This window comes from Blastococcus sp. SYSU DS0616 (genome assembly GCF_054051015.1).
Map to the genome: position 1 here is coordinate 54522 of NZ_JBJHAJ010000008.1, position 26097 is coordinate 80618.

A 26097-nucleotide genomic window follows, 5' to 3' on the forward strand; every position below is an offset into this window, starting at 1 on the left:
TCCGGGGCGTCCGGAGGTGATCCGTGCCGCGTTCCGCGCCCGGGTCGACGTCGGCGGGTCACCCAGGCCCGCGTCGCGACCCCGTCCCGCCGCTCGTCCCCCTGCCCGCGCCCGCCACCACGGGGGCCACTCTGCTGCTGAACGCGACCTACGAGCCGTTGTGCGTCGTCTCCAGCCGGCGGGCGATCGTGCTGGTGCTCACCGGGAAGGCCGAGCCGGTCGACGTCACCGCCGACGTCGTCCACGCCGAGCGCCTGAGCCTGCCCGTGCCCGTGGTCGTGCGGCTCACCCGCTACGTCCGGGTGCCCTATCCCGCGTCGGTCCCGCTGTCGCGCCGGGCCGTGTTCACCCGCGACGGGCAGACCTGCGTGTACTGCGGCGGCTCGGCCACCAGCATCGACCACGTGGTGCCGCGCAGCCGCGGCGGCACTCACACGTGGGACAACGTGGTGGCCGCCTGCCGCCGGTGCAACCACACCAAGGCCGATCGCTCGCTGGCCGAGCTCGGCTGGAAGCTGCCGCGCCCGCCCAGCACGCCGAGCGGCGCGGCCTGGCGGCTGCTCGGGCACCGCACCGTCGACCCCCGGTGGCGGGAGTGGCTCGGCGTCCCGGAGAGCGTCAGCGCGTGAACGACGCTCGCCGGCTGTGGGCGCTCGCCGAGCCGCTGCACGCGCTCACGTACTTCGCCCCGGAGTCGCAGGCCGCGGCGGCCGAGGTCGGCCTGCGCGGGTTCTGGAACGGCTACTTCGCCTTCCGCGCGGCGCCCCTGGGCCCGGTCGGCGCCGAGGTGGTGACGGCGACGTTCGTCAACTTCGAGCCGTCCTTCGTCGCCCGCCGGGTCCCCGGCGTGTGGACGACGGTCACCCCGGCCGCCGCGCTGGCGGCGCGGCTGAGCGGGGTCGACGCCGCCGTCCGCCGCGTGCTGGGGCAGGAGTGGGTCGGTTCGTCCGCGGCGATCGAGGCGATGGAGCTGGCCGCCACCGCGGCCGCCGCCGTCGACCCGCCCGGGCGTCCGCTCGCCGCGGCGAACGCCGGGCTGACCGTGCCCCCGGAGCCGCATCTGGTGCTCTGGCAGGCGCTCACCACGCTGCGGGAGCACCGCGGGGACGGCCACACCGCCGTCCTGCTGGCCCACGAGGTCGACGGCCTGGGCAGCCACGTGCTGGCCGCCGCGGCCGGTCGCGCCGACCGGGCGTGGCTGCAGAAGGCGCGCGGCTGGGACGACCCGGCGTGGGAGGGAGCGGCGGCAGCGCTGGCCGACCGCGGGTGGCTGGCCGGCGACCGGCTCACCGCTGCCGGGCAGGACGCGGTCGCCGGGATCGAGGCCGGCACCGACCGCCTGGCCGCCGGTCCCTGGCGGGCGCTCGGGGAGTCCGGGTGCCGGCGACTGGCCGAGCTGCTCGACCCGCTGCGCCGTGCCGTCGTGGACGCCGGGGACTGGCCGGCGGGCAACCCGATCGGCGTCCCCGAACCGGGGGACTAGCGTCCGGGAGCGTGACCCAGCTGCACGACCTCACCGCACTGGAGCAGGCCGCCGCCGTCCGCGCGAAGGAGGTCAGCCCGACCGAGCTCGTGCAGCACGCGCTCGCCCGCATCGACGCGCACGACAGCGGGCTCGGCGCGTTCATCACCGTGACCCCCGAGCGGGCGCTGGCCGGTGCGGCGGCCGCCGAGGCCCGGCTGCGCGAGGGTGGGGAGCTGCCGCCCCTGCTCGGCGTGCCCACCGCGATCAAGGACCTGAACAACACCGCGGGTGTCCGGACGACGTTCGGCTCCGCGGCGCTGGCCGACTTCGTGCCCGCCGTCGACGACGCGGTGGTCACCCGGCTGGCCGCCGCGGGCGCCATCAGCGTGGGCAAGACGAACACGCCCGAGTTCGGCTTCCCCTGCTACACCGACAACGACCTGGTCGGGCCGGCCCGGTGCCCCTGGGACACCTCCCGGCTCGCCGGCGGCTCCAGCGGGGGAGCGGCGGTCGCCGTCGCCGCCGGCTTCCTGCCCTTCGCGCAGGGCAGCGACGGCGGTGGTTCCATCCGCATCCCCGCCAGCATCAACGGCCTGGTCGGCATCAAGCCGACCCGCGGCCGGATCAGCAACGCCCCCTACGGCAGCGAGGTGACCGGGCTGGGCACCAGCGGTCCGCTGGCCCGCACCGTGCGCGATGCGGCCGCGATGCTCGACGCGATGGCCGGGCCCGAGATCGGTGATCCGTTCTGGGCCCCGCCGCTGCCGGCCGGTGAGACCTTCCTCGGCTGGGCCGACCGGGAGCCGGGCCGGCTGCGCATCGGGCGATACACCGAGTCGGCCATGCCCGGGGCAGAGCTGGAACCGGAGGTGGCCGGGGCCTTCGACGACGCCGCGCGGCTGCTGGCGGACCTGGGCCACGACGTCGAGGACGTGCCCACCGGCCTGCTCGACGCCGCGGTGCTGCCGTCCTTCGAGCGGGTCTGGGCGCTGAGCGCGACCACCCTGCCGGTCCCACCCGGGCGCGAGGAGCTGCTGAAGCCGCTGACCCGCTGGATGCAGGACCGGGGCCTCGCGCTGTCGGCTCGGGACGCGATGGAGGCGATGTTCGCCCTCCGCGCCTTCTCCCGGCAGTTCCTGCGCGCGACCGCCGGCTACGACGTGCTGCTCGCCCCGGTGCTCACGATGACCCCCCGACCCATCGGCTGGTTCGGCGAGGACGGCGAGGGCGGGCCGGACTTCGAGCGGCAGAAGCGCTACGCCGCGTTCACCGCGCTGTTCAACGTCACCGGGCAGCCCGCGGTCAGCGTCCCGCTGCACTGGACGGCCGACGACCTGCCGATCGGCACCATGCTCGTCGGCCGCCCCGCTGACGAGGCCACCCTCGTCGCGCTCTCCGCCCAGCTGGAGGCAGCCCGCCCGTGGCACCACCGGCGCCCCGCCGTCTGGGCCGACAGCCGATGAGGACGACCCCCTCCCGGTAAGTTGTCGGGTGTGACCGTCGCCGAGACCCTCCTCGTCTACGCCGCCATCCCGCTCGCCGTCGTGCTGGTGCTGGCGTTGCTGACCCTGAAGCCCGGCAGCGGCCGGCGTACCCGGTACAAGCCGGGCCAGCCCTGGAACCACGCGCCCGTCTGGTACGAGCCGCACCCCGCGCACGTCGGTGGCCACGGCCCCGCGCCGGCGCACGGCCCGGCCGCCGTCCCGGGCGGCGGCACCGCCGCCCTGGGCTCGTCGATGTACCCGGAGCAGCCGGGCGAGCGCGCCCTCGACGCGAAGGCCGGGGCGGGCCCCGAGGTGGGCGTCGGCACCGGTGGCGCGCACGCCGCCGGCACGAACCCCGCCCACAGCCCGAAGCCGGCCGGCCCGCTGGGCGGCGCCCGCGGGACCTGGTGACGGACCCCCGGTGACTGTTCCCGACGTTCCGACGACCTGCCCCGGAGGCCGGCCATGACCAGCGTGTTCGAAGTCGATTCCCACGACACCGCCACCGAGGCGACCCTCCCGGCGCGCACCGACGAAGGCCGGCTCGACGAGGTGTTCAGCTTCCGGGAGCTGGCCCGCCTCGACGAGGCGCTCACCATGTCCTCCCGCGAGACCGGGCTGCGCTTCACCCTCTACGTGGGTGAGCTGCGCACGCCGACCCGCGCGCACGCCGAGGAGCTACACGCCCGCTCGGGCGAGAACCCCTCCGACGCGGTGCTGATCGCCGTCTCGCCGGGGCAGCGCGTGGTGGAGGTGGTCACCGGTGCCGGGGCCGCGCGCCGGCTGCCCGACCGCGCCTGTGCCCTGGCGGTGCTCTCCATGACCAGCGCCTTCGCCAACGGCGACCTGGTCGGCGGCATCGTCAACGGGCTGCGCCAGCTCTCCGACCAGGCCGGGCACCCCTCGGGGCTCCGCCCCCGCTGAACGACGACGAAGGCGCCGCACCCCCTCGGGAGTGCGGCGCCTTCGTCATGTCCACGGCTCCCTGTTGATCAGGTGACCTGATCACTAGGGGTCCTGGCTCACGACCGATGCTGAGCCAGGACCCCTAACGATCAGGTGACCTGATCATCAAGCGGCGGCGGGGCAGCAACGACGAGGCCGGCGGCCACCACTGGTGACCGCTGGCCTCGTCGTCCGCGGGTCAGTGCCCGGCGTCGGCGTCCCGCTCGCGGGCACGCAGTGCCCGGGCGATGCCGTCGCGGCCCTCGAACACCAGCCGGCGCAGCGCCGGCGGCTGCTCGGCGTCGGCGAGCCAGGCATCGGCCGCCGCGATGGTGCGCGGCTCCACCACCGGCGGGAACAGGTACTGCACGGCGTTCTTGGCGATCTCGCCGGGCCGGCGGTCCCACAGCGGCCGGATGTCGGCGAAGTAGCGGCCGACGTAGCCGGCGGTCAGCTCCCGCTGGGCCGGGTGCCAGAAGCCCTGCAGCATCGCCTCGTGGACGGCGTTGGGCACCGACTCGTCGGTGAACGCCTGCTGCCAGGTCTGCTCCTTCGACACCGCCGTCGGGCGCAGCGCCCGCGCCGTCGCGGTGCGCCGGATGCCGGTCGCGGTGGCGTCCCGCTCGGCCTCGGCGTCGATCTCCGCGTCGCCGGCCGCGCCGATGGCGACCAGCCCGTGCAGGAACGCCCAGCGCGCGTCGGCGTCGACGACCAGCCCCTCGTAGCTGCGCGAGCCGTCGAGCAGGCCGCGCAGCGCCGCCGCGTGCTCCTCGGTGCGCGCGGCGCTGGCCAGCGTGCGCGACCACAGCAGCTGCTGGTCGCTCCCGGCCGGCGCGGCCTCCAGCGCGGCGAGCGCGTGGTCGGCCAGCTGGGCCCAGCCGGTCGGCGCCCACGCCGGGTCGGCGTAGGAGGACAGGGCGCTCTGCACCCGCGCCAGCAGCGACTGGATGACGCTGCTCTCGGTCTCGGCGCCGATGCCGGCCAGCACCAGCTGCACCCACTCGCGGGCCGGCAGCTCGGCGTCGCGGGTCATGTCCCAGGCCGCCGACCAGCACAGTGCGCGCGGCAGCGGGTCGGGGATCGCGCCGATCCGCGTGCGCAGGGTGGCCAGCGAGCGCTCGTCGAGCCGCAGCTTGGCGTAGGTGAGGTCGTCGTCGTTGACCAGCACCAGGTCCGCGGCCGGGTGGCCGACGAGCTCGGGCACCTCGGTGCGGGCGCCGGCGACGTCCAGCTCCACCCGGTGGGTGCGGGTGAGCCCCTCGGGGCCCTCGCTGTAGAGGCCCACGGCCAGCCGGTGGTTGCGCAGCACCGGGTGCTCGGTCACCGCCGTCTGCTCGATGGCGAAGCTGGTGTACCGGCCGTCGTCGCTGAGCTCGAACACCGGCCGCAGCGTGTTGACCTGGCTGGTGCGCAGCCACTGGTCGGCCCACTCCGACAGGTCGCGGCCGGAGCTCTCCGACAGCGGCCCCAGCAGGTCGGCCAGCGTGGTGTTGCCGTACTCGTGCCGGCGGAAGTAGCGCTGCACGCCGGCGAGGAACTCGTCGCGGCCCACGTAGGCGACCAGCTGCTTGAGCACCGAGGCGCCCTTGGCGTAGGTGATGCCGTCGAAGTTGACCTCGACCGCTGCGACGTCGGGGATGTCGGCGGCGATCGGGTGGGTCGAGGGCAGCTGGTCCTGTGCGTAGGCCCACGCCTTCTCGGTGTTGGCGAACGTCGTCCACGCCGTCCGGTACTCGGTGGCCTCGGCCTGGCACAGGGTGCTGATGTAGGTGGCGAAGGACTCGTTGAGCCACAGGTCGTCCCACCAGCGCATGGTCACGAGGTCGCCGAACCACATGTGCCCGAGCTCGTGCAGGATCGTCTCCGCGCGCCGCTCGTAGCGGGCCCGGCTGACCTTCGACCGGAAGACGTAGTCCTCCAGGAACGTGACCGCCCCGGCGTTCTCCATCGCGCCGGCGTTGAACTCCGGCACGAACAGCTGGTCGTACTTGTCGAACGGGTACGGGTAGTCGAACACCCGGTGGTAGAAGTCGAAGCCCTGCTTGGTCACCCGGAAGATCTCCTCCGGGTCGAGGTACTGGGCCAGCGACGCCCGGCAGTACAGCCCCAGCGGGATGCCCTCGTGCAGGTCGGTGACCCTGGCGTAGGGGCCGGCGATGAGCGCCACCAGGTAGGTGGAGATGCGCTTGGTGGGCGCGAAGTGGGCCAGCTGCGAGCCGCCCTCGCCCGCCTCGATCGTGCGGTCGCCGGTGTTGGAGACGACCTGCCAGTCGAAGGGCGCGGTCACGTGCATCGTGAACGTGGCCTTGAGGTCGGGCTGGTCGAAGCAGGTGAACATCCGCTTCGCGTCGGCCGGCTCGAACTGGGTGTAGAGGTAGACCTGCCCGTCCTCGGGGTCGAGGAAGCGGTGCAGGCCTTCGCCGGTGTTGGAGTACCGGCAGTCCGCCGTCACCACCAGCGTGTTCGACTCGGCGAGGCCGGGCAGCGGCAGCCCGCCCTCCTCGGTGTAGGAGTTCACGTCGAGCTCGGTGCCGTTCAGCGTCGCGGAGTGCACCGTCTCCGCGACCAGGTCGATGAAGGTGTCCGCGCCCGGCCGGCGGCAGGCGAACTCGACGGTCGTCGTCGAGCGGAACGTGCGCTCGCCGGGGTGCCCGGCGCCGTCGGTGACGTCGAGGGCGATGTCGTAGCTCTGGACGGCGAGGAGCTCCGCGCGGGCGGCGGCATCAGTGCGGGTCAGGTTGGGTACGGCCACGCCGGAGAGCTTGTCATGCGGGGACGACGGTGCGCCCGCCGTCTGCCGGTCGGCGGCCCGCGGCAGGGAACAACCACCCCTCGGCGGGGCTTGCCTGCGGGAGACGGCCCGGGCGCTCGGCGACCCGGGCACCCGAGCGAGGAGCAAGGAGCAAGGATGACCGAGGCAGTGCAGAGCGCCCCCACGAAGGCCCGCGTCGACTTCTGGTTCGACCCGCTGTGCCCCTGGGCCTGGCTGACCAGCCGCTGGGTGCTGGAGGCGGCCAAGGTGCGCGACATCGACCTGCACTGGCACGTCATGTCGCTGGCGGTGCTCAACCGCGGGCGCGACCTGCCGGAGGAGTACCAGGAGATGATGGCCAAGGCCTGGGGTCCGGTGCGGGTGGCGATGGCCGCGGCGCAGCAGCACGGTGACGAGGTGCTCGGCGACCTCTACACCGCGATGGGGACCCTGCGGCACCACGAGGAGCTCGAGCTCGACGAGCTCATCGCGCCGGCCCTGGAGCGGGTCGGGCTGCCGGCGTCGCTGGCCGAAGCCGCCGGCTCCACCGAGTACGACGAGGCCCTGGAGAAGAGCCACCACGCGGGCATGGACCCGGTCGGCGACGACGTCGGCACGCCGGTCATGCACATCGACGGCGTGGCGTTCTTCGGGCCGGTGATCAGCAAGGTGCCGACCGGTGAGGACGCCGGCAAGGCCTTCGACGGGGCCGTCCTGCTGGCGAACCTGCCCGACTTCTGGGAGCTCAAGCGCACCCGCACCTCGGGCCCGGACATGGACTCCGTGCCGGCCGACGCCCTGAAGCTCACCCGGTAAGGACCCCCGTCCCCCTCGTCCTTGCACGCTCGGGACGAGCCTCTGGACGGGGGCCGTTCCGATGAGTTCCGGGTGGGGGTGCGGCATGCTGTCGGGATGCCGCACCCCACCCGCCAGCGCATCTTCATCTCCGGCGCCAGCTCCGGCCTCGGCGAGGGCATGGCCCGCCGGTTCGCCGCCATGGGGCGCGACCTCGCCCTGTGCGCCCGCCGCGTCGAGCGGCTGGAGGCGCTGCAGGCCGAGTTGCGGGCGGCGCACCCGGGCATCCGGGTCGAGGTCGCCGCGATGGACGTCGACGACGCCGCCTCGGTGCCGACCGTCTTCGCGGAGCTGGCCGAGCGGCTGGGCGGCTTCGACCGCGTGATCGTCAACGCCGGCATCGGCAAGGGCGTGTCCGTGGGCACCGGCGGGGCGGCGCAGAACCGCGCCGTCCTGCACACCAACGTGCTCGGCTCGCATGCGCAGTGCGAGGCGGCGATGGAGCTGTTCCGCCGCCAGGGCATGGGCCACCTGGTGCTCATCTCCTCGGTCGCCTCCGTGCGCGGCATGCCGGGCAGCCGCACCGCCTACGGGGCCAGCAAGGCGGCGCTCAACTCGCTCGCCGAGGGCATCCGCTCCGACGTGTACGGCTCGCGGATCGTCGTCTCCACGATCCTGCCCGGCTACATCGCCACCGACATCAACGTCGGCCGCCGCGGCCCGCTCACCGTTGGCCTGGACAAGGGCGTCGACGCGCTGACCGCAGCGGTGGAACGGGAGCCGGTCACGGCCTACGTGCCGGGCTGGCCCTGGACGGCGGTCGCACGGCTGCTGCGGGTGCTGCCGCTGTCGGTGGTCCGCCGCGTCACCGGCTCGTGAGCCTCACCAGCTGATCTCCATCGGCCGGCCCCGGGCGTCGGGCTCGTCACCGCCGACGGTTTCCGCACTCCCCGCCGCGATCCGCCGGGCCGACCAGGCCGCGGCGCAGGCGTCCAGGGCGTCGACGGCGGGCAGCCGCGGCGGTGCCTCGGCCAGCGCGCGGTCGACGTCCATCACCGGGCGCAGGGCGGCCAGCCGCTGCGCCAGCCCCCGGGCGGTGGCCTTCGGGTCGCGCACCCGGTCGTCGAGCGCCCGGAACGCCAGCTCGGGGTGGACCTCGTGCACCCGCGGGTCGGGCGGGTCGCCGAGGGCCTCGTCCAGCGAGCGGATCGACGGCACGAGGAACCAGGCCTGCTTCGACAGCGCCTTCCCGGACACCGCCACCGAGATCCGGCAGGCGTCGGCGTAGTCGGCGGCGCCCAGCACCGGCCGCAGCGGTGCCGGGAAGACCGAGCTGCCGGCCCGGCCGAGCAGCCGCCGGGCGGCGACGTCGCACACGCGTGGCCGGTTCTCCGCCAGCCCGATCGGCATGTCGACCGCGACGACGTCCACCCCGGGCAGGGCGAGGGCGGCCGGGGCGTCGGGGAGGGCCAGCAGTGTCACCGCGCCGTCGTCCAGCAGCGCCCCGGCCCAGGCGCCGCGCCAGCCGTCCAGCCCGAGCACAGCCACGCCGGCGAGCCTGTCAGACTCCCCGGCATGCGCGTCTTCATCGGCACCGACCACGCGGGCCTGGAGTTCAAGGAGCACCTCAAGCGGGCGCTGGCGGAGGCCGGCCACGAGCCGGTCGACTGCGGCGCGTTCGAGTACGACGCGCAGGACGACTACCCACCGTTCTGCTTCGAGGTGGGGGAGCGGACGGTGGCCGAGCCGGGGTCGCTCGGCGTGGTCATCGGCGGCTCCGGCAACGGCGAGCAGATCGCGGCGAACAAGGTTCCCGGCGTCCGGGCCGCTCTGGTGTGGAACACCGCGACCGCCCAGCTGGCCCGCCAGCACAACAACGCCAACGTCGTCTCCATCGGCGCCCGCCAGCACAGCGACGACGAGGCCACGGCGCTGGTGCTGGAGTTCCTCGGGACGGAGTTCAGCGGCGACGAGCGGCACGTGCGCCGGATCGGGCTGATCAGCGACTACGAGCGAGACCGGCACCGTCCCGCGGGCGGGCTGCCCACGCGCACCCAGCACCCGTGACGCGGCCGGCCGGAACGGCGACGCCGCCCGGCTGATCCCGTCTCGCGAGGGCGGCTCTGCATGACTATGCAGCGTCGTGCATACTTGCCCTCGTGTCCAAGGTGCTCACCTCCCTGCCCGTCGGCGAACGCGTCGGCATCGCCTTCTCCGGTGGTCTCGACACCTCCGTAGCGGTCGCGTGGATGCGCGACAAGGGCGCCGTCCCCTGCACCTACACCGCCGACATCGGGCAGTACGACGAGCCGGACATCGCCTCGGTCCCGGGCCGCGCGACGGCCTACGGCGCCGAGCTCGCCCGGCTGGTCGACTGCCGCGCCGCGCTGGTCGAGGAGGGCCTGGCCGCGCTCACCTGCGGTGCCTTCCACATCCGCTCCGGTGGGCGCAGCTACTTCAACACCACCCCGCTGGGCCGCGCGGTCACCGGCACCCTGCTCGTGCGGGCGATGCTCGAGGACGACGTCCAGATCTGGGGCGACGGCTCGACCTACAAGGGCAACGACATCGAGCGGTTCTACCGCTACGGCCTGCTGGCCAATCCAGGGCTGCGGATCTACAAGCCGTGGCTGGACGCCGACTTCGTCGCCGAGCTCGGTGGCCGCAAGGAGATGTCGGAGTGGCTGGTCGCCCACGGCCTGCCCTACCGCGACAGCGCAGAGAAGGCCTACTCCACCGACGCCAACATCTGGGGCGCCACCCACGAGGCCAAGACGCTGGAGCACCTGGACACCGGCATCGAGACCGTCGAGCCGATCATGGGCGTGCGGTTCTGGGACCCGGCCGTCGAGATCGCGCCGGAGACGGTCACGGTCGGCTTCGAGCAGGGCCGGCCGGTCACGATCAACGGGCGGGAGTTCGACTCCGCCGTCGACCTGGTGAACGAGGCCAACGCGATCGGCGGCCGGCACGGCCTCGGCATGTCCGACCAGATCGAGAACCGGATCATCGAGGCGAAGAGCCGCGGCATCTACGAGGCGCCGGGCATGGCGCTGCTGCACATCGCCTACGAGCGGCTGGTCAACGCCATCCACAACGAGGACACCCTCGCCACCTACCACTCCGAGGGCCGCCGCCTGGGCCGGCTGATGTACGAGGGCCGCTGGCTGGACCCTCAGGCGCTCATGCTCCGGGAGTCGCTGCAGCGGTGGGTCGGCATGGCGGTCACCGGCGAGGTCCGGCTGCGGCTGCGGCGCGGGGAGGACTACTCGATCCTCGACACCGCCGGCCCGTCCTTCAGCTACCACCCGGACAAGCTGTCGATGGAGCGCACGTCGGACTCCGCGTTCGGCCCGGTGGACCGGATCGGCCAGCTCACCATGCGGAACCTGGACATCGCCGACTCGCGCGCCCGGCTGGAGCAGTACGCGCGGATCGGCATGGTCGGGGGCGGGCCGACCCCGGTGGCCGTCGGTGCGGCGCAGGCCGCGGCGACCGGGCTGATCGACGCCTCCCAGGAGGGCGGCGCCGAGGCGATCGCCTCCCGCGGCAAGGTGTCGGCGCACGACGAGCTGCTGGACCGGGCCGCGATGGAGTCCGGCACCGACTGAAGAAGGACCTCGTCCTCCCCACCGCTCGCACGCTCGCGGCGGGTCCCGGGACGAGGCCTGACCGTCCTCCCCACCGCTCGCACGCTCGCGGCGGGTCCCGGGACGAGGCCCGACCGCCCTCCCCGCACGCGCGGGGAGGGCGGTCAGCTCAGAAGCCGTCGGGGCACCACGGCGTGACCGGCCAGCCGAACGCCGTGGACGCGAGCGTGACCGCGCCCGGGCTGATCTCGGTCACCCGGCCGGCGCCCTGCAGGGACGCGAGCGAGACGCCGCCCAGGTAGGCGGCCGAGAGCTCCTCGATGCCCAGCACGATGTCGGGGTCGCGATCGGTACGGCCGCAGTAGCCGCCGGCCGGGTGCCCGGAGAGCCGCCAGCGCCCCTCGTTCCACGGGCAGAACGCGTCCCGCACCTCCAGCACGAGGTCGATGGGGGCGGGGTAGCGGCGGGCCGCCAGCGCCCGGTCGACGTCGACCAGCCGCACCCACAGGCCGTCGACCGGCGTGCTGTGCAGCGCCCGGGCATCGGTGACCAGCCAGCGCAGTGGGTCGTCGGGCGAGGCCGCCGGGTACTTCACCGTGCGGACCAGGTCGACCGACAACAGCACCTGCCACAGCGCGGCGTAGGCCGGGGTGCCGGTCGCCCGCACCTCCTCGACGGTCAGGGTGCCGTCGGGCTCGCCGGTGTCGCTCCAGGCGCCCTTCACCCGGTAGGCGGCGTACCCGGTGACCGTGCCGTCGGCCTCGCGGTGCAGCAGGTAGCGGCGCTCGGTGGCCCCGTGCCGCCGGGACGGGTCGTCGCGCAGCTGCCGGTCCCACCAGCGGTCGTCGCGCACCATGTTCCCGGGCACCCAGCGGTGCACCGCCCGGTGCACGTCCACGGCGGCGGGGCGGTACTGCTCGACCGGCACCTGCTCCACCCGACCGGTGCCGAGGTCGACGTCCGGGCGCAGCCGCAGGCGCTCGGTGCGACCGGAGAACCGCGCCTCCACCGTCGCGGGCGCGTAGCCGAACCGGCCGTAGATCGGGTACTCGGCCGCCCACAGCGCGGCCACCGGCTCGCGCTGCTGCTCGTGCAGCTCGGTGAGCTGGCGGCGCATGATCGCGGTGAGCAGGCCGCGCCGGCGGTGGGTCGGGGCGACGGTCACCCAGGTGACGCCGGCGCAGGGCACCAGCGCGCCGGGGACGGCGAGGGTCCGGCTGTAGATGCCGGCGGTGGCGACGACGCGGTCGCCCTCCCACAGGGCCAGCGACCGGTCCAGCTCCGCCACCGACGACGGCCGCTCGGCGAAGTCGGCCGGCGCCTCGTCGGCGAAGACGTCGTGCATGGCCCGGCTGAAGACCGGCCACTCGTCGGGGGTCACCGGACGGAACCGGGCGTCGAGGTCGCTCACAGCGCTGTGTCTACCGGGCGGCTCCGACAGGCCGCCAGCGAGTTCGGCTCAGGCGCGCAGGTAGGCCAGGGTGGCGAGCACACGTCGGTGCTGGTCCTCGTCCTGGGTGAGCCCGAGCTTGGCGAAGATGTGCTGGGTGTGCTTCTCCACCGCCCCCGGGGTGACCACGAGCGCCCGGGCGATCGCGGTGTTCGAGTGCCCCTCGGCGATCAGCCCGAGCACCTCGCGCTCCCGCGGGGTGAGCCGGCGGACCGGGTCGTCGGCCCGGCGGCGGGCGAACAGCTGGGCGACCACCTGCGGGTCGAGCACCGTGCCCCCGCCCCGCACGTCCTCGAGCGCGGTCAGGAACGTGTCGACGTCGGCCACCCGGTCCTTGAGCAGGTAGCCCACGCCGCCGGCGCCGTCGGCCAGCAGCTCGTCGGCGTAGGCCACCTCCACGTACTGGGACAGCACCAGGACGGCGGTGCCCGGCACCGCGGACCTGGCCTCGACGGCGGCGCGGAGGCCCTCGTCGGTGTGCGTCGGCGGCATCCGTACGTCGACGACGGCGACGTCGGGCCGGTGCTCGCCGACCGCGCGGACCAGGGACGGCCCGTCGGCGACCGCGGCCACCACCTCGGCGTCCGCCTCCTCCAGCAGCCGGACCAGGCCCTCGCGCAGCAGCACCGAGTCCTCGGCGAGCACTACCCGCACGGCAGGTCCCCGGTCAGCCGGGTCGGCCCACCCCGGGGGCTGTCGACGACGAGCACGCCGTCGACGGCCTGCAGCCGGTCGGCCAGCCCGGCCAGACCGTGCCCCGGTGCCGCCACCGCGCCGCCGGTGCCGTCGTCCTCGACCACCACGCGCAGCCGGTCGCCGGTGCAGCTCACCTCGACCCGGCAGGTGGTCGCGCTGCTGTGCTTGGCCACGTTGGCCAGCGCCTCGCTGACGACGAAGTAGGCGGTGTTCTCGGTGACCGGGGCCAGCCGCTCGCTCGGCAGGTCGACGGCGAGGTCGACGGGCACGGGGGAGCGGGCGGCGAGGGCGGTCAGCGCAGCGGCCAACCCTCGGTCGGCGAGCACCGGCGGGGCGATCCCGCGGGAGAGTGCGCGCAGCTCCTCCAGCGTCTCCCGCGCCAGCCCGGCGGCTTCGCCGAGCGTCTCGCGGGCGGCGCCCGGGTCCCGGTCGAGCTGCCGCTGGGCGCGGGCGAGGTCCATGCCCAGCCGCACCAGTCGCTGCTGCGGGCCGTCGTGGATGTCGCGCTCCAGTCGGCGCAGCGCCACCGCCTCGGCGGCGACAGCCGCGTCCCGGCCGCCGGCGAGCCGGTCGATCTCGGCCTGTGCCGCCGCGCGGGAGGTCAGCATCGCCTTTCCGAGGAGAGCCTGCAGCAGCGCGCTGCCGCGCACGGCGAACGGGAGCAGGAGGCCGAAGACCAGCCCGATCGCGGTGTAGAGGGCGATCCGGCGCAGCGGGCTGGTCTCGAAGCCGAGGGTCTCGAGCAGGTCGTGGTTGTCGGGGTCGAGGGTGGCGTCCGGCAGGGCCCAGTCCCAGGCCGCGTAGGTCAGGCCGCCGAGGGTGATCGCCCAGAACGTCACCGTGATGACGAACGACAGGGTCGCGACGGGCAGACGGACCAGCGCGTGCAGCGCGTCCAGCCAGGTCTGCGGATCGCGCAGCGGCGTGATCATCCGCCGGACCGGGCGACCCTCGGCGCGGCGGTAGGCGGGCCGCTGCACCGGCCGGCCGAGCACCGCGGGCAGCCACGCCCGCTCGACGGTGGCGAAACCGCGGGCGGCCAGCAGCGTGCCGGCCAGCACCGCCACCCCGACCCAGACGACGAGCAGTCCGGCGCCGAGTGCCAGGCCGGTGATCACGACGACGAACGCAGCCACGCCGACCGGGAAACCGGCCAGCGAGTACCCGGTGTCGATGCCCAGCTGCCGCACACGGCCGGGGCGGCGCGTCACCGGGAGCCGGTCGCTCGCGGGCGGGAGCACGAGGGTGTCTGCGGTCATGCCGTCGAGCCTGCTGCGACGAGGTGCCCGGCCCCATCCCGCTGGCTGGCCGGTTCGTGGTCGGGCCGTCCCGACTGCGGTGCTGCGGTCATCTCGGCGCGAGATGCTCCTCCGCCCGCCGCCGCGGTGTCCAGCGCCGCGGCCGAGGTGGGTCCCCCACTAGGGTCGGGGCGTCACGCCGGCGTCGACGTGCGTCCCGGTCGCCGGCGCCCCGACCGACGGAGGCTCCTCGTGCGCTCTCGCGCCGTTCCGCTCGCACTCAGCGCGGTCCTGCTGGCCGGCTGCACCTCGTCCGGCGACGAGGAGGCCGAGGAGGCCCAGGTGGCCGAGGCCGTCACCTCGGCACCCGACGAACGGCTGACGGTCGTCGCGGACGCCGATCCGGTGGGGACGGCGGTGAGCGCGAGCCGCGCGCTGTTCGACTCCTCCGACGTCGCGGTGCTCGCGGACGAGGACGACTCGGCGGGCCTGCTGCTGGGCGCGTCGGCCGCGGTAGCGCTGGGTGTCCCACTGCTGGTCACCGGCGGCGCCGAGGCGCCGGAGCCGGTGACCGGCGAGCTGGAGCGGCTGGGCACGGGCACCGTGCTGGCCGTCGGGGACGTCGCCCTGCCGGAGGGTGCGGGGCCGGAGGTGGTGACGGTCCAGGCGGACGCCGAGGCGGTCGCCGCCGCGACCGGCGTCGACCTCGCCGAGGGCGATCCCGTCCCGGCCGACGGCGAGGCCGCGGCCGTGGCGGGGCTGGACCCCGAGCAACCCGCCGCGCTGCAGCCGGAGGGCGGCAGCGGCGGGTCGGCGGGGCAGACCGCGGAGGAGACCGGTGAGGAGGGCTCCGACGCGGAGCTCCCCGAGACGGCCCGCCCCGAACCGCTCGAGGACACGGTCGTGCTCGCCTCGGGCGAGCCCGGTTCGGTGGCCGGCATCGCGACGGCCCGCGCGGCCGGTGCCCAGGTGCTGCTGACCGGGGGCAGCACCGACCCCCGGGCCTCGGCCGACGTCGTAGGCGCCCTCGGCGAGGCGCAGCCCGAGGCGGTCGTCGCCCTCGGCGCGGGGTTCGCCGCCGAGGACGGCCTGGACTGGAAGGTGGAGACCGCCGCCACCGGGGTGGAGCTCCCCGGCGGCGGCCAGACGCTCTTCCCCGGCAAGCTCCTCGTGGCCCTCTACGGGCACCCCGGCACCGCGGCGCTCGGTCTCATGGGCGAGCAGCCGGTCGACGCCGCCGTCGAGCGGGCGCGGGCGCACGCGGCGCCCTACGAGCCGCTGGTCGAGGAGACGGTGGTGCCGGCCTTCGAGATCATCGCGACCATCGCCTCGGCCTCGGCCGGGCCCGACGGCGACTACTCCGCGGAGGCCGATCCGGAGTTCCTGCGGCCGTGGGTGGACGCGGCCGGTGAGGCCGGGCTGTACGTCGTCCTCGACCTGCAGCCGGGGCGTACCGACTTCGTGACCCAGGCCGAGCTGTACCGGTCGCTGCTGGAGGAGCCGCACGTCGGCCTGGCCCTGGACCCGGAGTGGCGGCTGGGCCCGAACGAGGTGCACCTGCGGCAGATCGGGTCGGTGGACATCGAGGAGGTCAACCGGGTGGTGCACTGGCTGGCCGACCTCACCCGTGACAACCAGCTGCCGCAGAAGCTGCTGGTGCTGCACCAGTTCCGGCTCGACATGATCCCGGGCCGCGAGCGGGTGGACCTCAGCCGCGACGAGCTGGCCGTGATGGTGCACGCCGACGGCCAGGGCGGGCAGGGCGCCAAGCAGAGCACGTGGGCGACGCTGCGGCGGGACGCCCCCGAGGGCCTGTGGTGGGGCTGGAAGAACTTCTACGACGAGGACATCCCGATGCTCACGCCGGAGCAGACGATCGAGCAGGTGGAGCCCGATCCGCAGCTGATCAGTTACCAGTAGGCCGCAGACCGTTCGCTCGGCTGTCAGCACCGGTCCTTAGCGTCCCCTCCCGGATCCCCTGCGCACGGTCACGGGGACCACCGATGGAGAGGAACGACCGGATGAGACGGCGGACCACGCTGTCCGTGGCGGCTGCCGCGGCGGCGCTGACCATGGCGACCATGAGCCCCGCCGCGGCGGCGCCCGGCACGGCGGACGACCTGACGCTGACCATGCTGGCCACCACCGACCTGCACGGGCGCGTGCAGAACTGGGACTACTTCGCCGACCGGCCCTACTCGGAGCGGGCCGGCTTCGAGACCGGGCTGGCGAAGGTGGCCACGGTCGTCGACTCGGTGCGCGCCGAGCGCGGCGAGGACAGCGTCTTCGTGGTCGACAACGGCGACTTCCTGCAGGGCACGCCGCTGACCTACTACTACGCCAAGCAGGAGCCGGTCACCCGGACCCGCGTCGAGCACCCGATGGCGGCCGCCTTCGACGTGATCGGCTACGACGCGCAGGTCGTCGGCAACCACGAGTTCAACTACGGCCTGGACCTGCTGCGGCGCTACGCCCGCGACGTCGACCACCCGGTGCTCGGGGCCAACGTGCTGCACGAGCCGTCGCGCCAGCCCTACCTGCCGCCGTACACGATCAAGCAGATGCGCGTGCCCGGCCACAAGCCGGTCAAGGTCGGCATCATCGGCCTGACCACCCCCGGCTCGGCGATCTGGGACAAGAACAACGTCGAGGGCCGCGTGGCGTTCCAGGACATGGTGGAGGCGGCGCAGCGCTGGGTCCCGGTCGTCGACCGGAAGGCCGACGTCGTCGTCGTCCTGTCGCACGCCGGGGTCGGTGGGACGTCGTCCTACGGCCCCGAGGTGCCGACCGAGAACCCCTCGGACGTCATCGCCCGGACCGTGCCGGGCATCGACGCCATGGTGGTCGGCCACACGCACCAGAACGCCCCCTCCCAGGTCGTGACGAACGAGGTCACCGGCGAGGACGTGCTGCTCACCCAGCCCTACCGCTGGGGCGCCACCGTCTCGCAGGTCGACATCGAGCTGCAGCAGGTCCGCGGGAAGTGGGACGTCGTCGGCACGTCCGCCCAGGCGCTGAGCACCGCGGGGGTCGAGGAGTCGGCCGAGGTGCTTGCCGCGACGGCCGAGGCGCACCGGAAGACGGTGGAGTACGTCAACCAGGTGGTGGCCACCTCGGCGGAGGAGCTGTCCGCGGCGACCAGCCGGTACGAGGACACCGCGATCCTGGACTTCATCCAGGACGTGCAGACCGACACCGTGGCCGCCGCCCTGGAGGGCACCGACCGGGCCGACCTTCCGGTGCTGTCGATCGCGGCGCCGTTCAGCCGGGAGGCCGTGTTCCCGGCCGGTGACGTCACCGTCCGCGACATCGCCGGGCTCTACATCTACGACAACACCCTCGAGGCCGTGGAGCTCACCGGGGCCCAGCTGAAGGAGTACCTGGAGTTCTCCGCCCGGTACTTCGAGCAGGTGCCGGCCACCGGGGACGTCGACCCGGAGACGATCACCAACGCGGTCGTGGACGGCTTCCCGAACGGGATCCCCGACTACAACTACGACGTCCTCTCCGGCGTCGACTACGACATCGACGTGTCCCAGCCGGCCGGCTCCCGCATCGTCGGGCTCTCCTACGAAGGGGCGCCGGTGGGCGACGACGACCGGTTCGTCGTGGCGGTCAACAACTACCGCCGCAGCGGGGGCGGCAACTTCCCCGCGATCAGCACCGCGCCGGTGGTCTACAACGAGCAGCTGGAGATCCGGCAGCTGCTCATCGAGCGCGCCCAGCAGGAGGGCGTGATCGACCCGGCGGAGTTCTTCGTCGAGAACTGGCAGCTCGTCCGCGACGGTGAGCCGCTGATCCCGTGACGCCCTGACACCGACCCGCCCGACCCGGGTGGGAGCGGTCGGGAGCCCCGGAGCGCTCGTCGCGCCGGGGCTCCCGTTCTGTCGGGGGCCTGTGGTGTGCTGACGTACACATCGACCCCGCGAGGAGTGACCTCCTGTGACCAGTGCCGTCATCGGCCCCGCCGACCAGCTCGACCCGAGGCTGCTCGAGCACCGCCGTGAGCTCACCGGTTACTGCTACCGGATGCTCGGCTCGGTGTTCGACGCCGAGGACGCGGTGCAGGAGACGATGGTCCGCGCCTGGCGCGGGCTCGGGGACTTCGAGGGCCGCTCGGCGGTCCGCTCGTGGCTGTACCGGATCGCGACGAACGTCTGCCTCGACGCGCTCAACGGCCGGTCGCGCCGTGCCCTGCCGATGGACCTCGCGGGGTCGCCCTATCCGCCGGTCCCGGCGTCGCTGGCCGGCCGCAAGCCGGCGTCGGCGTGGATCGAGCCGGTGCTCGACCGCCAGGTGCTCCCCGAGGACGGCGACCCGGCCGAGCAGGCCGTGGCCCGCGAGTCGGTGCGGCTGGCCTTCGTCGCCGCCCTGCAGCACCTGCCGCCCAGGCAGCGGGCGGTGCTGATCCTGCGCGAGGTGCTGCGCTGGAAGGCCGACGAGGTGGCCGAGCTGCTCGACACCACCGTGGCCTCGGTGAACAGCGCGCTGCAGCGCGCCCGGGCGACGCTCGCCGACGTGGGTGGGCGCCCCGCGCCGCGCACCCTCGACGACGAGGACCGCGCGCTGCTGGCCCGCTACCTCGACGCCTTCGAGCGCTACGACATCGACGCGTTCGTGCAGCTGCTGCACGAGGACGCCACCCAGCACATGCCGCCGTTCGAGATGTGGCTGCGCGGGCGCGACGACATCGGCACCTGGATGCTGGGGCCCGGGGCGGGGTGCAAGGGCTCCCGGCTGATCGAGACCTCGGCGAACGCCACGCCGGCCTTCGCCCAGTACCGCCCGGCCGAGGGCGGTGGGCACGTGCCGTGGGGCCTGCACGTGCTGGAGATCGAGGACGGCCGGATCGCCCACATCTCCAGCTTCCTGAACCTCGACTGCGAGCTGTTCGCCGCGCTCGGGCTGCCGACGAAGCTGTAGCCGCCGGGAGCGTGTGAACCGCACTGGCCATCGCCGGTCGGGGAGGTCGGGGTCAGCGGGTGGCCACCAGGCCTGCGCCCACACTCCCGAGAAGCGCGCCGGTCGTGCGGTCCCACCACCGCCGTACCCGGTCGCGACGCAGCAACGACGACAGCCGGACGCCCAGCGCGATCACCCCCGCCCACGCGAGGAAGCCGAGCGCGACGTCCAGGGCGCCGAGGGCCACCACCTGCAGCCACACGGGGGCCGCGGCGGGCACCAGGAACTGCGGGAGGACGGCGGCGAAGAAGAGCACCGCCTTGGGGTTGAGCAGATTGGTGAACAGGGCCTGCCCGAACGCCGACCGCGCGGAGACGTCGACCGGGCGCGGGTGGTCAGCCGCGGGCGTTCGGCGAAGAGTCGGCAGTATCAGCCGGCCGCCCAGGTAGAGCAGGTAGATCCCGCCGGCGATGCGCAGCGTGGTCAGCAGGTCCGGATGCCGAGCCAGGACGACCGACAGCCCGGCCACGGCCAGGATCAGGTGCACGCACAGGCCGAGTTGCGCCCCCAGGGCGGCGGCCGCGCCGGGCCGGAAGCCTCGGGTGGCCGCTCGCAGCACGACGGCCATGTCCGGGCCGGGAATGACGTAGGCCAGCAGGGCCACGCCCACGAACGCCCACCAGTCGAGGTCCACGTGCCGACCGTCGCACGAGCTCGCCGCGAGGGCCACGCGTTGACGGTCGCGGCGAGAGAGCGGGCGACCGACGAGTCCGACACGTTCAGCGTCCGATTGACCCGGTCCTGCCCGGTGCCCACCCTGGGGCGATGACGGCGGTGCCACCCGTGAACGGGCGATGGGCGTGGGATGCGCGCGGTGAGGGCCGGGCGGTCCGGGTCTCGACGCACACCGAGAACGGCCTGGTCAAACTGAGCCTCTGGCGCGGGGAGACCTGCGTCGGGACGGCCCGGCTGGGGCCGGAGGACGTCAACCAGCTGGTCACCGGGCTCGTCGAGGGGCTGACCACGCTGGCCGCGCGCCCCCGGGTCGTCGGTCCGGACGCGACCCGGGTCGTCGAGCTGGAGATCCGGCTGGCCCGCCTGGAGCAGCAGCGGGCGCCGTTGTGGCGCCGGGCCGCCGATGCGGCCGGCGGCTGGGCGGTGCGGCAGGCCGCGCGCCGGCCGCGCTGATCCGGCGCGGATCCGACGACTCCGTCCCGTACGGCTCGCGGGGCGAAGTCGTCGAGGTGCCGACTCCCGTCAGCGGCGGGGCAGGGCCCGACCAACCCGCGCCCGTTGAGCAGAGCGCCGTCGGTCATCGCTCTCCACTCCACCGCACAGCCGGTCACGGTCGCCGACGCCGACGTCCGGACTCATCGCCCACGTCGGCCCTCAGCCTGACGACGCCGGGGACCGGGAGTCGCCGAGCGGACGGCGGACGTACGCGGCGGCCAGCAGGGCGCCGGCGGCCAGCAGCCCGGCCAGGATGAGCATCGCGGTGCGGAAGCCGTCGGCGAACAGGAGCGGATCGGCGTAGTCGGCGCCGCCGAGCCCGGCGGCGACGGGGACGACCGCGACGGCGAGCAGGCCGGCGGCGCGGGCCACCGCGTTGTTGACCCCCGACGCCACGCCGGCGTGGCGGTCGGCGGCGGAGGCGAGCACGGTGGCGGTCAGCGGGGCCACCAGCAGCGTGAGGCCCGCGCCGAAGAGCGCCACGGCCGGGAGCACGTCGCGCAGGTAGGAGGCGTCCTCACCGATCCGGAGCATCAGCAGGACTCCGGCCGCCGCCACGGCCGGTCCGCCGGTGAGCAGGGCGCGCGGCCCGATCCGCTGGGCCAGCGCCCCGACGCGGGCGGAGAACAGCAGCATGAGGACGGTGACGGGCAGCAGCGCGGTGCCGGCCAGCAGCGGGCTGAAACCGGAGACCACCTGCAGCTGCAGGACGAGCAGCACGAAGAGCGCACCGAGCGCGGCGTAGACGAAGAAGGTCACGGCGTTGGCGGCCGTGAACTGCCGGTCGGCGAAGAGCGCCGGGGGGACCAGCGGGTGCCGTGACCGGCGCTCGACCCCGACGAACGCCGCCAGGGCGAGGGCCCCGACCGCGGCCCACAGCCAGGTGCCCGCGCTCGCCCCCGCGTCCCCGGCGGCGGTGAGGGCGTAGGTCAGGGCGCCGAGCCCCGTGACGACCAGCGCCGTCCCGCCCCAGTCCAGCCGCGGGGCGGCTGCCGGGTCGCGGGACTCGGGGACGTGCCGCACGACGACGGCGATGACCACGACCGCCACCGGCAGGTTGACGAGGAAGACGGCCCGCCAGCTCCACTCGACCAGCCAGCCGCCGACGAACGGCCCGACCGCCGCGGCGATCCCGGAGAACCCCGACCAGGCGCCGACGGCGGCGGCGCGGTCGGGCCCCGAGAACGACGCCGAGATGATCGCCAGGCTGCCCGGCGTCAGCAAAGCCCCGCCGACTCCTTGCAGGGCGCGGGCGGCGACGAGCGTGCCGACGTCCGGGGCCAGGCCGCACAGCAGCGAGGCGAGGGCGAACCAGCAGACGCCGACGACGAAGATTCGGCGCCGCCCGTACCGGTCGCTGAGCGATCCGCCCAGCAGGATCAGCGCGGCGAGGGTGAGCGTGTAGGCGTTGACCGTCCACTGCAGCCCGGCGAAGTCCGCGCCCAGGTCGGCGCCGATCCGCTCGAGGGCCACGTTGACGACCGTGGCGTCCAGCATCGCCACGCCCGAGCCGAGGACGGTCGCGAGCAGGACCCAGCGCCCCTGGGCCGTGCCCATGCGCAGGCCGGTCGCCGCCGCGGCAGGTGACGTCACGGGCGACTCCCTCCGCCGGCTGCGTGCTGTCCGCCGCTGTGCAACGCCGCCGCCGACCACGGATTCCCGCCGACCGGCCGGCCTGGGAAGATGCCGCGGCGGCGCGCATGATGTCGGGCATGGCGCCCGAGACAGACCTCGTCATCGCGGCCGGCGAGGTGCCGGGCTACCTGGGTCCGACCGCGGCGCTGGTGGTCGCCGCCGCGGTGATCGGGTACCTGTCGGCCCGGGCCCGCGTCGTCCCGATCGTCGGGTTCCTGGTGGCGGGCGTGCTGATCGGCCCGGCCCAGCTGGGCGTGGTGGACAGCAGCGAGGCCGTGGAGGCCGCCGCGGACATCGGCGTCATCCTGCTGCTGTTCACCATCGGGATCGAGTTCTCGCTGGAGCGCCTGGCCCGGGTCTGGACGTGGATCGCCGTCGCCGGCGGGCTGCAGCTGGTGCTCGCCACCGGAGCCGGCTTGGGCTTGACCCTGGCGCTGGGCGGCGGATGGCGCGACGGACTGTTCACCGGGTTCCTGCTGGCACTGTCGTCCACGGCCATCGTGCTCAAGCTGCTGGGGGAGCGGCGGGAGAGCTCCGCCGTCCGCGGCCGCCTGGCGCTGGCGGTGCTCATCGCCCAGGACCTCGCGGTCGTGGCCATGGTGCTGGTCGTGCCGCTGCTCGGCCCGACCGCGGACGGCGGCGGCTCCGCGGGCGGCTCGCTGGTGTGGGCGGTGCTCACCGCGGTCGGGGTCATCGTCGCGGTACTGGTGCTGGCCCGCCGGGTGATGCCCGCGCTGCTGGACGTGGTGGCCCGCACCTGCTCGCCGGAGGTGTTCCTGCTCGCGATCGTCGCCATCTGCTTCGGCACCGCCTACCTGACCGCGCTGGCCGGGGTGAGCGTGTCGCTAGGGGCGTTCCTCGCCGGTCTGGTGGTCAGCGAGAGCCGGGCCAGCACGCAGGCCCTCGCCGAGGTGCTGCCGCTGCAGATCGTGTTCAGCGCGGTCTTCTTCGTCTCGGTGGGCATGCTGCTCGACCTGCGCTTCATGCTCGCCAACCTGTCCCTCGTGCTGGGGGTGGCCGCGGGGGCGCTGGTGCTGAAGACGCTGACCACCACCGTCGCCGCCACCGCTGTCGGTATCCGGCTGCGCACCGCGGGCGCGACCGGGCTGCTGCTGGCGCAGGTCGGGGAGTTCTCCTTCGTGCTGCTCACCGTGGGCACGGCTGCCGGGCTGGCGCCGCTCGGGCTGGCCGACGACGGCGCGCAGGTCGCCGTCGCCGCGACGGTGCTGCTCATGCTGGTCACCCCGCAGCTGGCCGCGGTGGCGGCGCGGCTGGACCGCTCGCGCGGCGCCGCGCCCGCCTCAACGGAGGAGGCGGCGCCCGACGACGACGGCCCGCGGGACCACGTGGCGATCATCGGGTGGGGCCCCACGGCGCTGGAGCTCGCGGCCACGCTGCGCGACCGGGAGGTGGGCGTGGTGATGACGACGCTCAACCCCGACGGGGCGGCCGAGGCGGAGGCCGCCGGGCACACCGTGGTGCGCGGCGACCCGACGAAGGGGGAGGTGCTGCGGGTGGCCGGGGTCCCCGCGGCGCGCCTCGCCGTCGTCGCCGAGGACGACCCCGAGCAGGCGGTGCGGGTGGTCGCTGCGGCCCGCGCGGCCACCACCGCGCCGATCATGACGCGCCCGCTGGGTGCGGTCGACGTCGCCGAGCTGGCCGACGCCGGCGCCGACCACATCCTCGACCGGGACCGGCTCTCGGGTCAGGCGCTGCTGCGCTCGGTGCTCACCGAGCTGGGGCACCCGGTCGAGCACCCGAGCCGCGGGCGGACCGTCGTCGACACCGGCCGGGTGGTCCGGTACGCGTGGCCGGAGGGCAGCGGCTGCGGGCACGGTGCGGCGTCGGTGCCGGTGCTGCCCCAGGCGTCCGGCTGCGTCGGCTGCCTGCAGGAGGGCACCGAGTGGGTGCACCTGCGCACCTGCCTGAGCTGCGGCTACGTGGGCTGCTGCGACTCCTCGCCGCGCCGCCACGCCCGCGCGCACGCCACCGCCGACGACCACCCGCTGATCGCCTCGGCCGAACCGGGGGAGAGCTGGGGCTACTGCTTCGTCGACGAGGTGACCGTGCCCGCCCCCGCCGGTGCCGCCCCGGAGGCGGAGGCCTCGGCCGCGCCGCAGTGACGGCGGCGCCGACCGCTCACTCCTGCGGCGGGGCCGCCGGTGCCGGCGCCTCGGACGCGGGTCCTGCCGGTGCCGGGGTCGCGGCCCGCCGCCGCACGCGCCGGATCGCTACCAGGATGCCGCCGGCCACCACCGCCGTGACGGCCAGCCAGGGCAGCAGGACGCCGAGCACGACGACGGTTCCGCCCAGGGCCGCGACCAGCGACCGCCATCCGGTGCCCAGCCCGTCGAGGAAGCCGTCCGGCCCGCCGGCCGGCGCCACGCCGTAGGGCTCCAGGTGGACGCGGAGCGTCGACAGCTCCACCTGGTCGGCCAGCGCCGCCCGCCGGGACTGCAGCGCCTCCAGCTCCTGCTGCCGCTCGGAGAGCGCCTGCTCAGCCTCCAGGAGGGCCTCGGTGGTGGCCGCGTCGTCCATCAGGGCCAGCAGTCGCGCCACCGACGTCTGCAGCGCCGAGATGCGGGCGTCCAGGTCGACCACGGTGGCGGTCACGTCGGATCGGGACACCGACACGCTGGCCACGTCCCCGAGGTCCTCCAGGTCGGCCAGCAGCCCGGTCAGTTCCGCGGCCGGCACCCGGAGGACGAGATCGGCGACGACCCCGTCGACGCCGTCCTCGCCGGAGGTGGCCTGCACGCTGCGCTCCTCGACGCGGCCGCCGGCGGATTCGGCCAGCTCGCTGATCTGCTGGGCACCCTCGGCCGGGTCGTCGACGGCCAGCGCGGCGGTGGCGGTCGTGACCACCTGCCGGTCGTCCTGGTCCGGCGCGCTCTCGCCGGTGCCCGGGGCCGCCGGTACGGGAACGACCTCCCCGCCGGCGCCGTCCGCGGCGCTCTGCGCCTCCCCGCCGGACGGGCCCGTGCATCCGACGAGGAGCGCGAGGGCCAGCGAGGCAGGAGCGAGGAAGCGCCGCACGAGGGGGACCGCAAATCGCCTCTCCGGCCGACCAGCGTCGATGTGCGATGCGGCCGGTCGGTGCTGCGGCTGGATCCGGGCGGGAACGGTGTCCATGACCGGAGGACGGCACGGGGAGCAAGATCGGTTCCGTCCCGCCCGGCAGGCCTGCACGCCGCGGTGGCGCGCACAGCGTGCATGCCCTTGATGCGGGTAAGAGGTCCGCCATGTCCGACTTCGAGATCACTGCCCTCGTCCTGGCCGAGCACGAGGTCTTCCGGCGGGAGTTCACCGCGCTCGACGACCTGCCCGCCGAGGAGCTCGCCGCCGCCTGGGAGGCGCTGCACGCCAAGCTCGAGGTGCACGCCGTGGCCGAGGAGCAGCTGTTCTACCCGCTGCTCGCGCAGGAGGCGGACGGCGAGCAGGAGACGGCGGAGGGCGTGCACGACCACAACGAGATCCGGCACGCCGCGGCCGCAGTCGGGGAGCACGAGGTCGGCAGCGACGGTTGGTGGGAGGCGGTGCGGAACGCGCGACAGGTCAACGCCGACCACATGGCCGAGGAGGAGACGGACTTCTTCCCTCCCTTCAAGGAGGCCGTGGACGAGGAGCAGCGCGAGGCTCTCGGTATGCAGTGGCTGGCATTCCACGACAGGCACGAGGAGGCCGAGGGGCTGTCCGGCGACGACGCGGAGGTGGCCGAGGTCATCGCGACCGAGGTGCCGGAAGGCGACCCGACGGTCTAGGGACGCCGCCCTCGTGGCTGCGCGGGTCCGGCCCCCTGGAGCGGGACGGCGTCGTCCACCGGGAGGTCTTCCCCGAGGTGCCTCCCGAGGTCGTCCACCCCCTCACGGACGTGGGGGAGGAGCTGATCCGCGCGCTGGCGTCCGCAGGGCCGCC

The 26097-nt window shown here is 74.6% G+C and carries 23 protein-coding genes and 1 pseudogene; 16 read left to right on the forward strand and 8 right to left on the reverse strand.

The window, feature by feature from the left end; translation table 11 throughout:
* Positions 1 to 23 precede the first annotated feature (23 nt).
* From ACI79K_RS08135 to ACI79K_RS08155, 5 genes are read left to right on the forward strand one after another with little or no spacing between them, the layout of a single operon-like run.
* Positions 24 to 629 carry an HNH endonuclease gene (locus ACI79K_RS08135; protein WP_456587681.1) on the forward strand — a complete coding sequence of 202 codons (606 nt, stop codon included), beginning with the start codon at positions 24 to 26 and terminating at the stop codon, positions 627 to 629.
* Complete coding sequence (locus ACI79K_RS08140; protein WP_456599454.1) at positions 626 to 1483, forward strand: SCO6745 family protein; 858 nt, start codon at positions 626 to 628, stop codon at positions 1481 to 1483. The genes ACI79K_RS08135 and ACI79K_RS08140 overlap by 4 nt, the downstream gene beginning before the upstream one ends.
* Before the next feature lie 11 nt (positions 1484 to 1494).
* Positions 1495 to 2928: an amidase gene (locus ACI79K_RS08145; protein WP_456599455.1), complete on the forward strand. Its 1434-nt coding sequence runs from the start codon at positions 1495 to 1497 to the stop codon at positions 2926 to 2928.
* A 30-nt stretch (positions 2929 to 2958) separates the two neighbouring features.
* Positions 2959 to 3360 carry an aa3-type cytochrome oxidase subunit CtaJ gene (gene ctaJ, locus ACI79K_RS08150; RefSeq protein ID WP_456587678.1) on the forward strand — a complete coding sequence of 134 codons (402 nt, stop codon included), beginning with the start codon at positions 2959 to 2961 and terminating at the stop codon, positions 3358 to 3360.
* A gap of 54 nt (positions 3361 to 3414) precedes the next feature.
* A complete protein-coding gene (locus tag ACI79K_RS08155) occupies positions 3415 to 3873 on the forward strand; it encodes a DUF5130 family protein (protein ID WP_456587677.1) in 459 nt (152 codons plus the stop codon).
* 220 nt (positions 3874 to 4093) lie between these two features.
* Here ACI79K_RS08155 and pepN read toward each other — a convergent pair whose 3' ends face one another.
* The gene (gene pepN / locus ACI79K_RS08160) at positions 4094 to 6646 is read right to left on the reverse strand and encodes an aminopeptidase N (RefSeq protein WP_456599456.1); all 2553 of its coding nucleotides are present in this window, start codon (positions 6644 to 6646) and stop codon (positions 4094 to 4096) included.
* Positions 6647 to 6802: 156 nt separating this feature from the next.
* On the opposite strand from pepN, the gene ACI79K_RS08165 reads away from it, so the two are divergent.
* Both ACI79K_RS08165 and ACI79K_RS08170 read left to right on the forward strand, forming a co-directional pair.
* Positions 6803 to 7462, forward strand: a complete 660-nt coding sequence (locus ACI79K_RS08165) for a mycothiol-dependent nitroreductase Rv2466c family protein (RefSeq protein WP_456587675.1) — start codon at positions 6803 to 6805, stop codon at positions 7460 to 7462.
* Between the two features lie 96 nt (positions 7463 to 7558).
* Positions 7559 to 8320, forward strand: coding sequence for an SDR family oxidoreductase (locus ACI79K_RS08170; RefSeq protein WP_456587674.1), 762 nt, complete (start codon positions 7559 to 7561; stop codon positions 8318 to 8320).
* 3 nt (positions 8321 to 8323) lie between these two features.
* Here the strand turns inward: ACI79K_RS08170 and ACI79K_RS08175 are convergent, their stop codons facing one another.
* A complete protein-coding gene (locus ACI79K_RS08175; protein ID WP_456587673.1) occupies positions 8324 to 8989 on the reverse strand; it encodes a DUF429 domain-containing protein in 666 nt (221 codons plus the stop codon).
* A gap of 27 nt (positions 8990 to 9016) precedes the next feature.
* Here ACI79K_RS08175 and ACI79K_RS08180 point away from each other — a divergent pair, with 27 nt between their 5' ends.
* Both ACI79K_RS08180 and argG read left to right on the forward strand, forming a co-directional pair.
* A complete protein-coding gene (locus tag ACI79K_RS08180; RefSeq protein ID WP_456587672.1) occupies positions 9017 to 9508 on the forward strand; it encodes a ribose-5-phosphate isomerase in 492 nt (163 codons plus the stop codon).
* A 92-nt stretch (positions 9509 to 9600) separates the two neighbouring features.
* Positions 9601 to 11052: an argininosuccinate synthase gene (gene argG / locus ACI79K_RS08185; RefSeq protein ID WP_456587671.1), complete on the forward strand. Its 1452-nt coding sequence runs from the start codon at positions 9601 to 9603 to the stop codon at positions 11050 to 11052.
* 148 nt (positions 11053 to 11200) lie between these two features.
* Here the strand turns inward: argG and ACI79K_RS08190 are convergent, their stop codons facing one another.
* Genes ACI79K_RS08190 through ACI79K_RS08200 form a run of 3 tightly spaced genes read right to left on the reverse strand, consistent with a single transcriptional unit; the run spans position 11201 to position 14436 of the window.
* Positions 11201 to 12442 carry a GNAT family N-acetyltransferase gene (locus ACI79K_RS08190; protein ID WP_456599457.1) on the reverse strand — a complete coding sequence of 414 codons (1242 nt, stop codon included), beginning with the start codon at positions 12440 to 12442 and terminating at the stop codon, positions 11201 to 11203.
* Between the two features lie 48 nt (positions 12443 to 12490).
* On the reverse strand, positions 12491 to 13135 hold the full coding sequence (locus ACI79K_RS08195) for a response regulator (protein ID WP_456587669.1): 645 nt from the start codon (positions 13133 to 13135) through the stop codon (positions 12491 to 12493).
* The gene (locus tag ACI79K_RS08200) at positions 13126 to 14436 is read right to left on the reverse strand and encodes a sensor histidine kinase (protein WP_456587668.1); all 1311 of its coding nucleotides are present in this window, start codon (positions 14434 to 14436) and stop codon (positions 13126 to 13128) included. Before ACI79K_RS08200 ends, ACI79K_RS08195 begins: the two co-directional genes overlap by 10 nt.
* A gap of 231 nt (positions 14437 to 14667) precedes the next feature.
* Between ACI79K_RS08200 and ACI79K_RS08205 the strand changes: the two genes are divergently transcribed.
* The 3 genes from ACI79K_RS08205 to ACI79K_RS08215 all read left to right on the forward strand — a co-directional run bounded on the left by ACI79K_RS08205 (position 14668) and on the right by ACI79K_RS08215 (position 19338).
* Entirely contained in the window at positions 14668 to 16335 is a 1668-nt protein-coding gene (locus tag ACI79K_RS08205) for a hypothetical protein (protein ID WP_456599458.1), read from the forward strand.
* 101 nt (positions 16336 to 16436) lie between these two features.
* The gene (locus ACI79K_RS08210; RefSeq protein WP_456599459.1) at positions 16437 to 18221 is read left to right on the forward strand and encodes a bifunctional metallophosphatase/5'-nucleotidase; all 1785 of its coding nucleotides are present in this window, start codon (positions 16437 to 16439) and stop codon (positions 18219 to 18221) included.
* Positions 18222 to 18357: 136 nt separating this feature from the next.
* Positions 18358 to 19338: a sigma-70 family RNA polymerase sigma factor gene (locus ACI79K_RS08215; RefSeq protein WP_456587665.1), complete on the forward strand. Its 981-nt coding sequence runs from the start codon at positions 18358 to 18360 to the stop codon at positions 19336 to 19338.
* A 52-nt stretch (positions 19339 to 19390) separates the two neighbouring features.
* Here ACI79K_RS08215 and ACI79K_RS08220 read toward each other — a convergent pair whose 3' ends face one another.
* Positions 19391 to 20047 (reverse strand): LysE family translocator, encoded by a 657-nt coding sequence (locus ACI79K_RS08220; RefSeq protein ID WP_456599460.1) that lies wholly within the window; start codon positions 20045 to 20047, stop codon positions 19391 to 19393.
* A gap of 113 nt (positions 20048 to 20160) precedes the next feature.
* On the opposite strand from ACI79K_RS08220, the gene ACI79K_RS08225 reads away from it, so the two are divergent.
* The gene (locus ACI79K_RS08225; RefSeq protein ID WP_456587663.1) at positions 20161 to 20505 is read left to right on the forward strand and encodes a hypothetical protein; all 345 of its coding nucleotides are present in this window, start codon (positions 20161 to 20163) and stop codon (positions 20503 to 20505) included.
* A gap of 201 nt (positions 20506 to 20706) precedes the next feature.
* Here the strand turns inward: ACI79K_RS08225 and ACI79K_RS08230 are convergent, their stop codons facing one another.
* Complete coding sequence (locus ACI79K_RS08230) at positions 20707 to 22140, reverse strand: MFS transporter (protein WP_456599461.1); 1434 nt, start codon at positions 22138 to 22140, stop codon at positions 20707 to 20709.
* 119 nt (positions 22141 to 22259) lie between these two features.
* Between ACI79K_RS08230 and ACI79K_RS08235 the strand changes: the two genes are divergently transcribed.
* The gene (locus ACI79K_RS08235; protein WP_456599462.1) at positions 22260 to 24305 is read left to right on the forward strand and encodes a cation:proton antiporter domain-containing protein; all 2046 of its coding nucleotides are present in this window, start codon (positions 22260 to 22262) and stop codon (positions 24303 to 24305) included.
* Between the two features lie 16 nt (positions 24306 to 24321).
* On the opposite strand, the gene ACI79K_RS08240 is transcribed toward ACI79K_RS08235, so the two are convergent.
* On the reverse strand, positions 24322 to 25218 hold the full coding sequence (locus ACI79K_RS08240; RefSeq protein WP_456599463.1) for a DUF4349 domain-containing protein: 897 nt from the start codon (positions 25216 to 25218) through the stop codon (positions 24322 to 24324).
* Between the two features lie 206 nt (positions 25219 to 25424).
* Between ACI79K_RS08240 and ACI79K_RS08245 the strand changes: the two genes are divergently transcribed.
* Positions 25425 to 25943: a hemerythrin domain-containing protein gene (locus ACI79K_RS08245; RefSeq protein ID WP_456599464.1), complete on the forward strand. Its 519-nt coding sequence runs from the start codon at positions 25425 to 25427 to the stop codon at positions 25941 to 25943.
* Positions 25832 to 26071: pseudogene (locus ACI79K_RS08250) on the forward strand (winged helix-turn-helix transcriptional regulator); the annotation flags it as partial. The gene ACI79K_RS08245 and the pseudogene ACI79K_RS08250, both read left to right, overlap by 112 nt.
* Positions 26072 to 26097: the final 26 nt, after the last annotated feature.

Excerpts from the sequence above, each read along its gene's own strand:
- ACI79K_RS08180 (WP_456587672.1), top strand. The coding sequence starts at position 9,017 with ATGCGCGTCTTCATCGGCACCGACCACGCGGGCCTGGAGTTCAAGGAG.
- ACI79K_RS08200 (WP_456587668.1), bottom strand. The coding sequence starts at position 14,436 with ATGACCGCAGACACCCTCGTGCTCCCGCCCGCGAGCGACCGGCTCCCG.
- ACI79K_RS08155 (WP_456587677.1), top strand. The coding sequence starts at position 3,415 with ATGACCAGCGTGTTCGAAGTCGATTCCCACGACACCGCCACCGAGGCG.
- ACI79K_RS08235 (WP_456599462.1), top strand. The coding sequence starts at position 22,260 with ATGGCGCCCGAGACAGACCTCGTCATCGCGGCCGGCGAGGTGCCGGGC.
- ACI79K_RS08165 (WP_456587675.1), top strand. The coding sequence starts at position 6,803 with ATGACCGAGGCAGTGCAGAGCGCCCCCACGAAGGCCCGCGTCGACTTC.
- ACI79K_RS08210 (WP_456599459.1), top strand. The coding sequence starts at position 16,437 with ATGAGACGGCGGACCACGCTGTCCGTGGCGGCTGCCGCGGCGGCGCTG.
- ACI79K_RS08245 (WP_456599464.1), top strand. The coding sequence starts at position 25,425 with ATGTCCGACTTCGAGATCACTGCCCTCGTCCTGGCCGAGCACGAGGTC.
- ACI79K_RS08170 (WP_456587674.1), top strand. The coding sequence starts at position 7,559 with ATGCCGCACCCCACCCGCCAGCGCATCTTCATCTCCGGCGCCAGCTCC.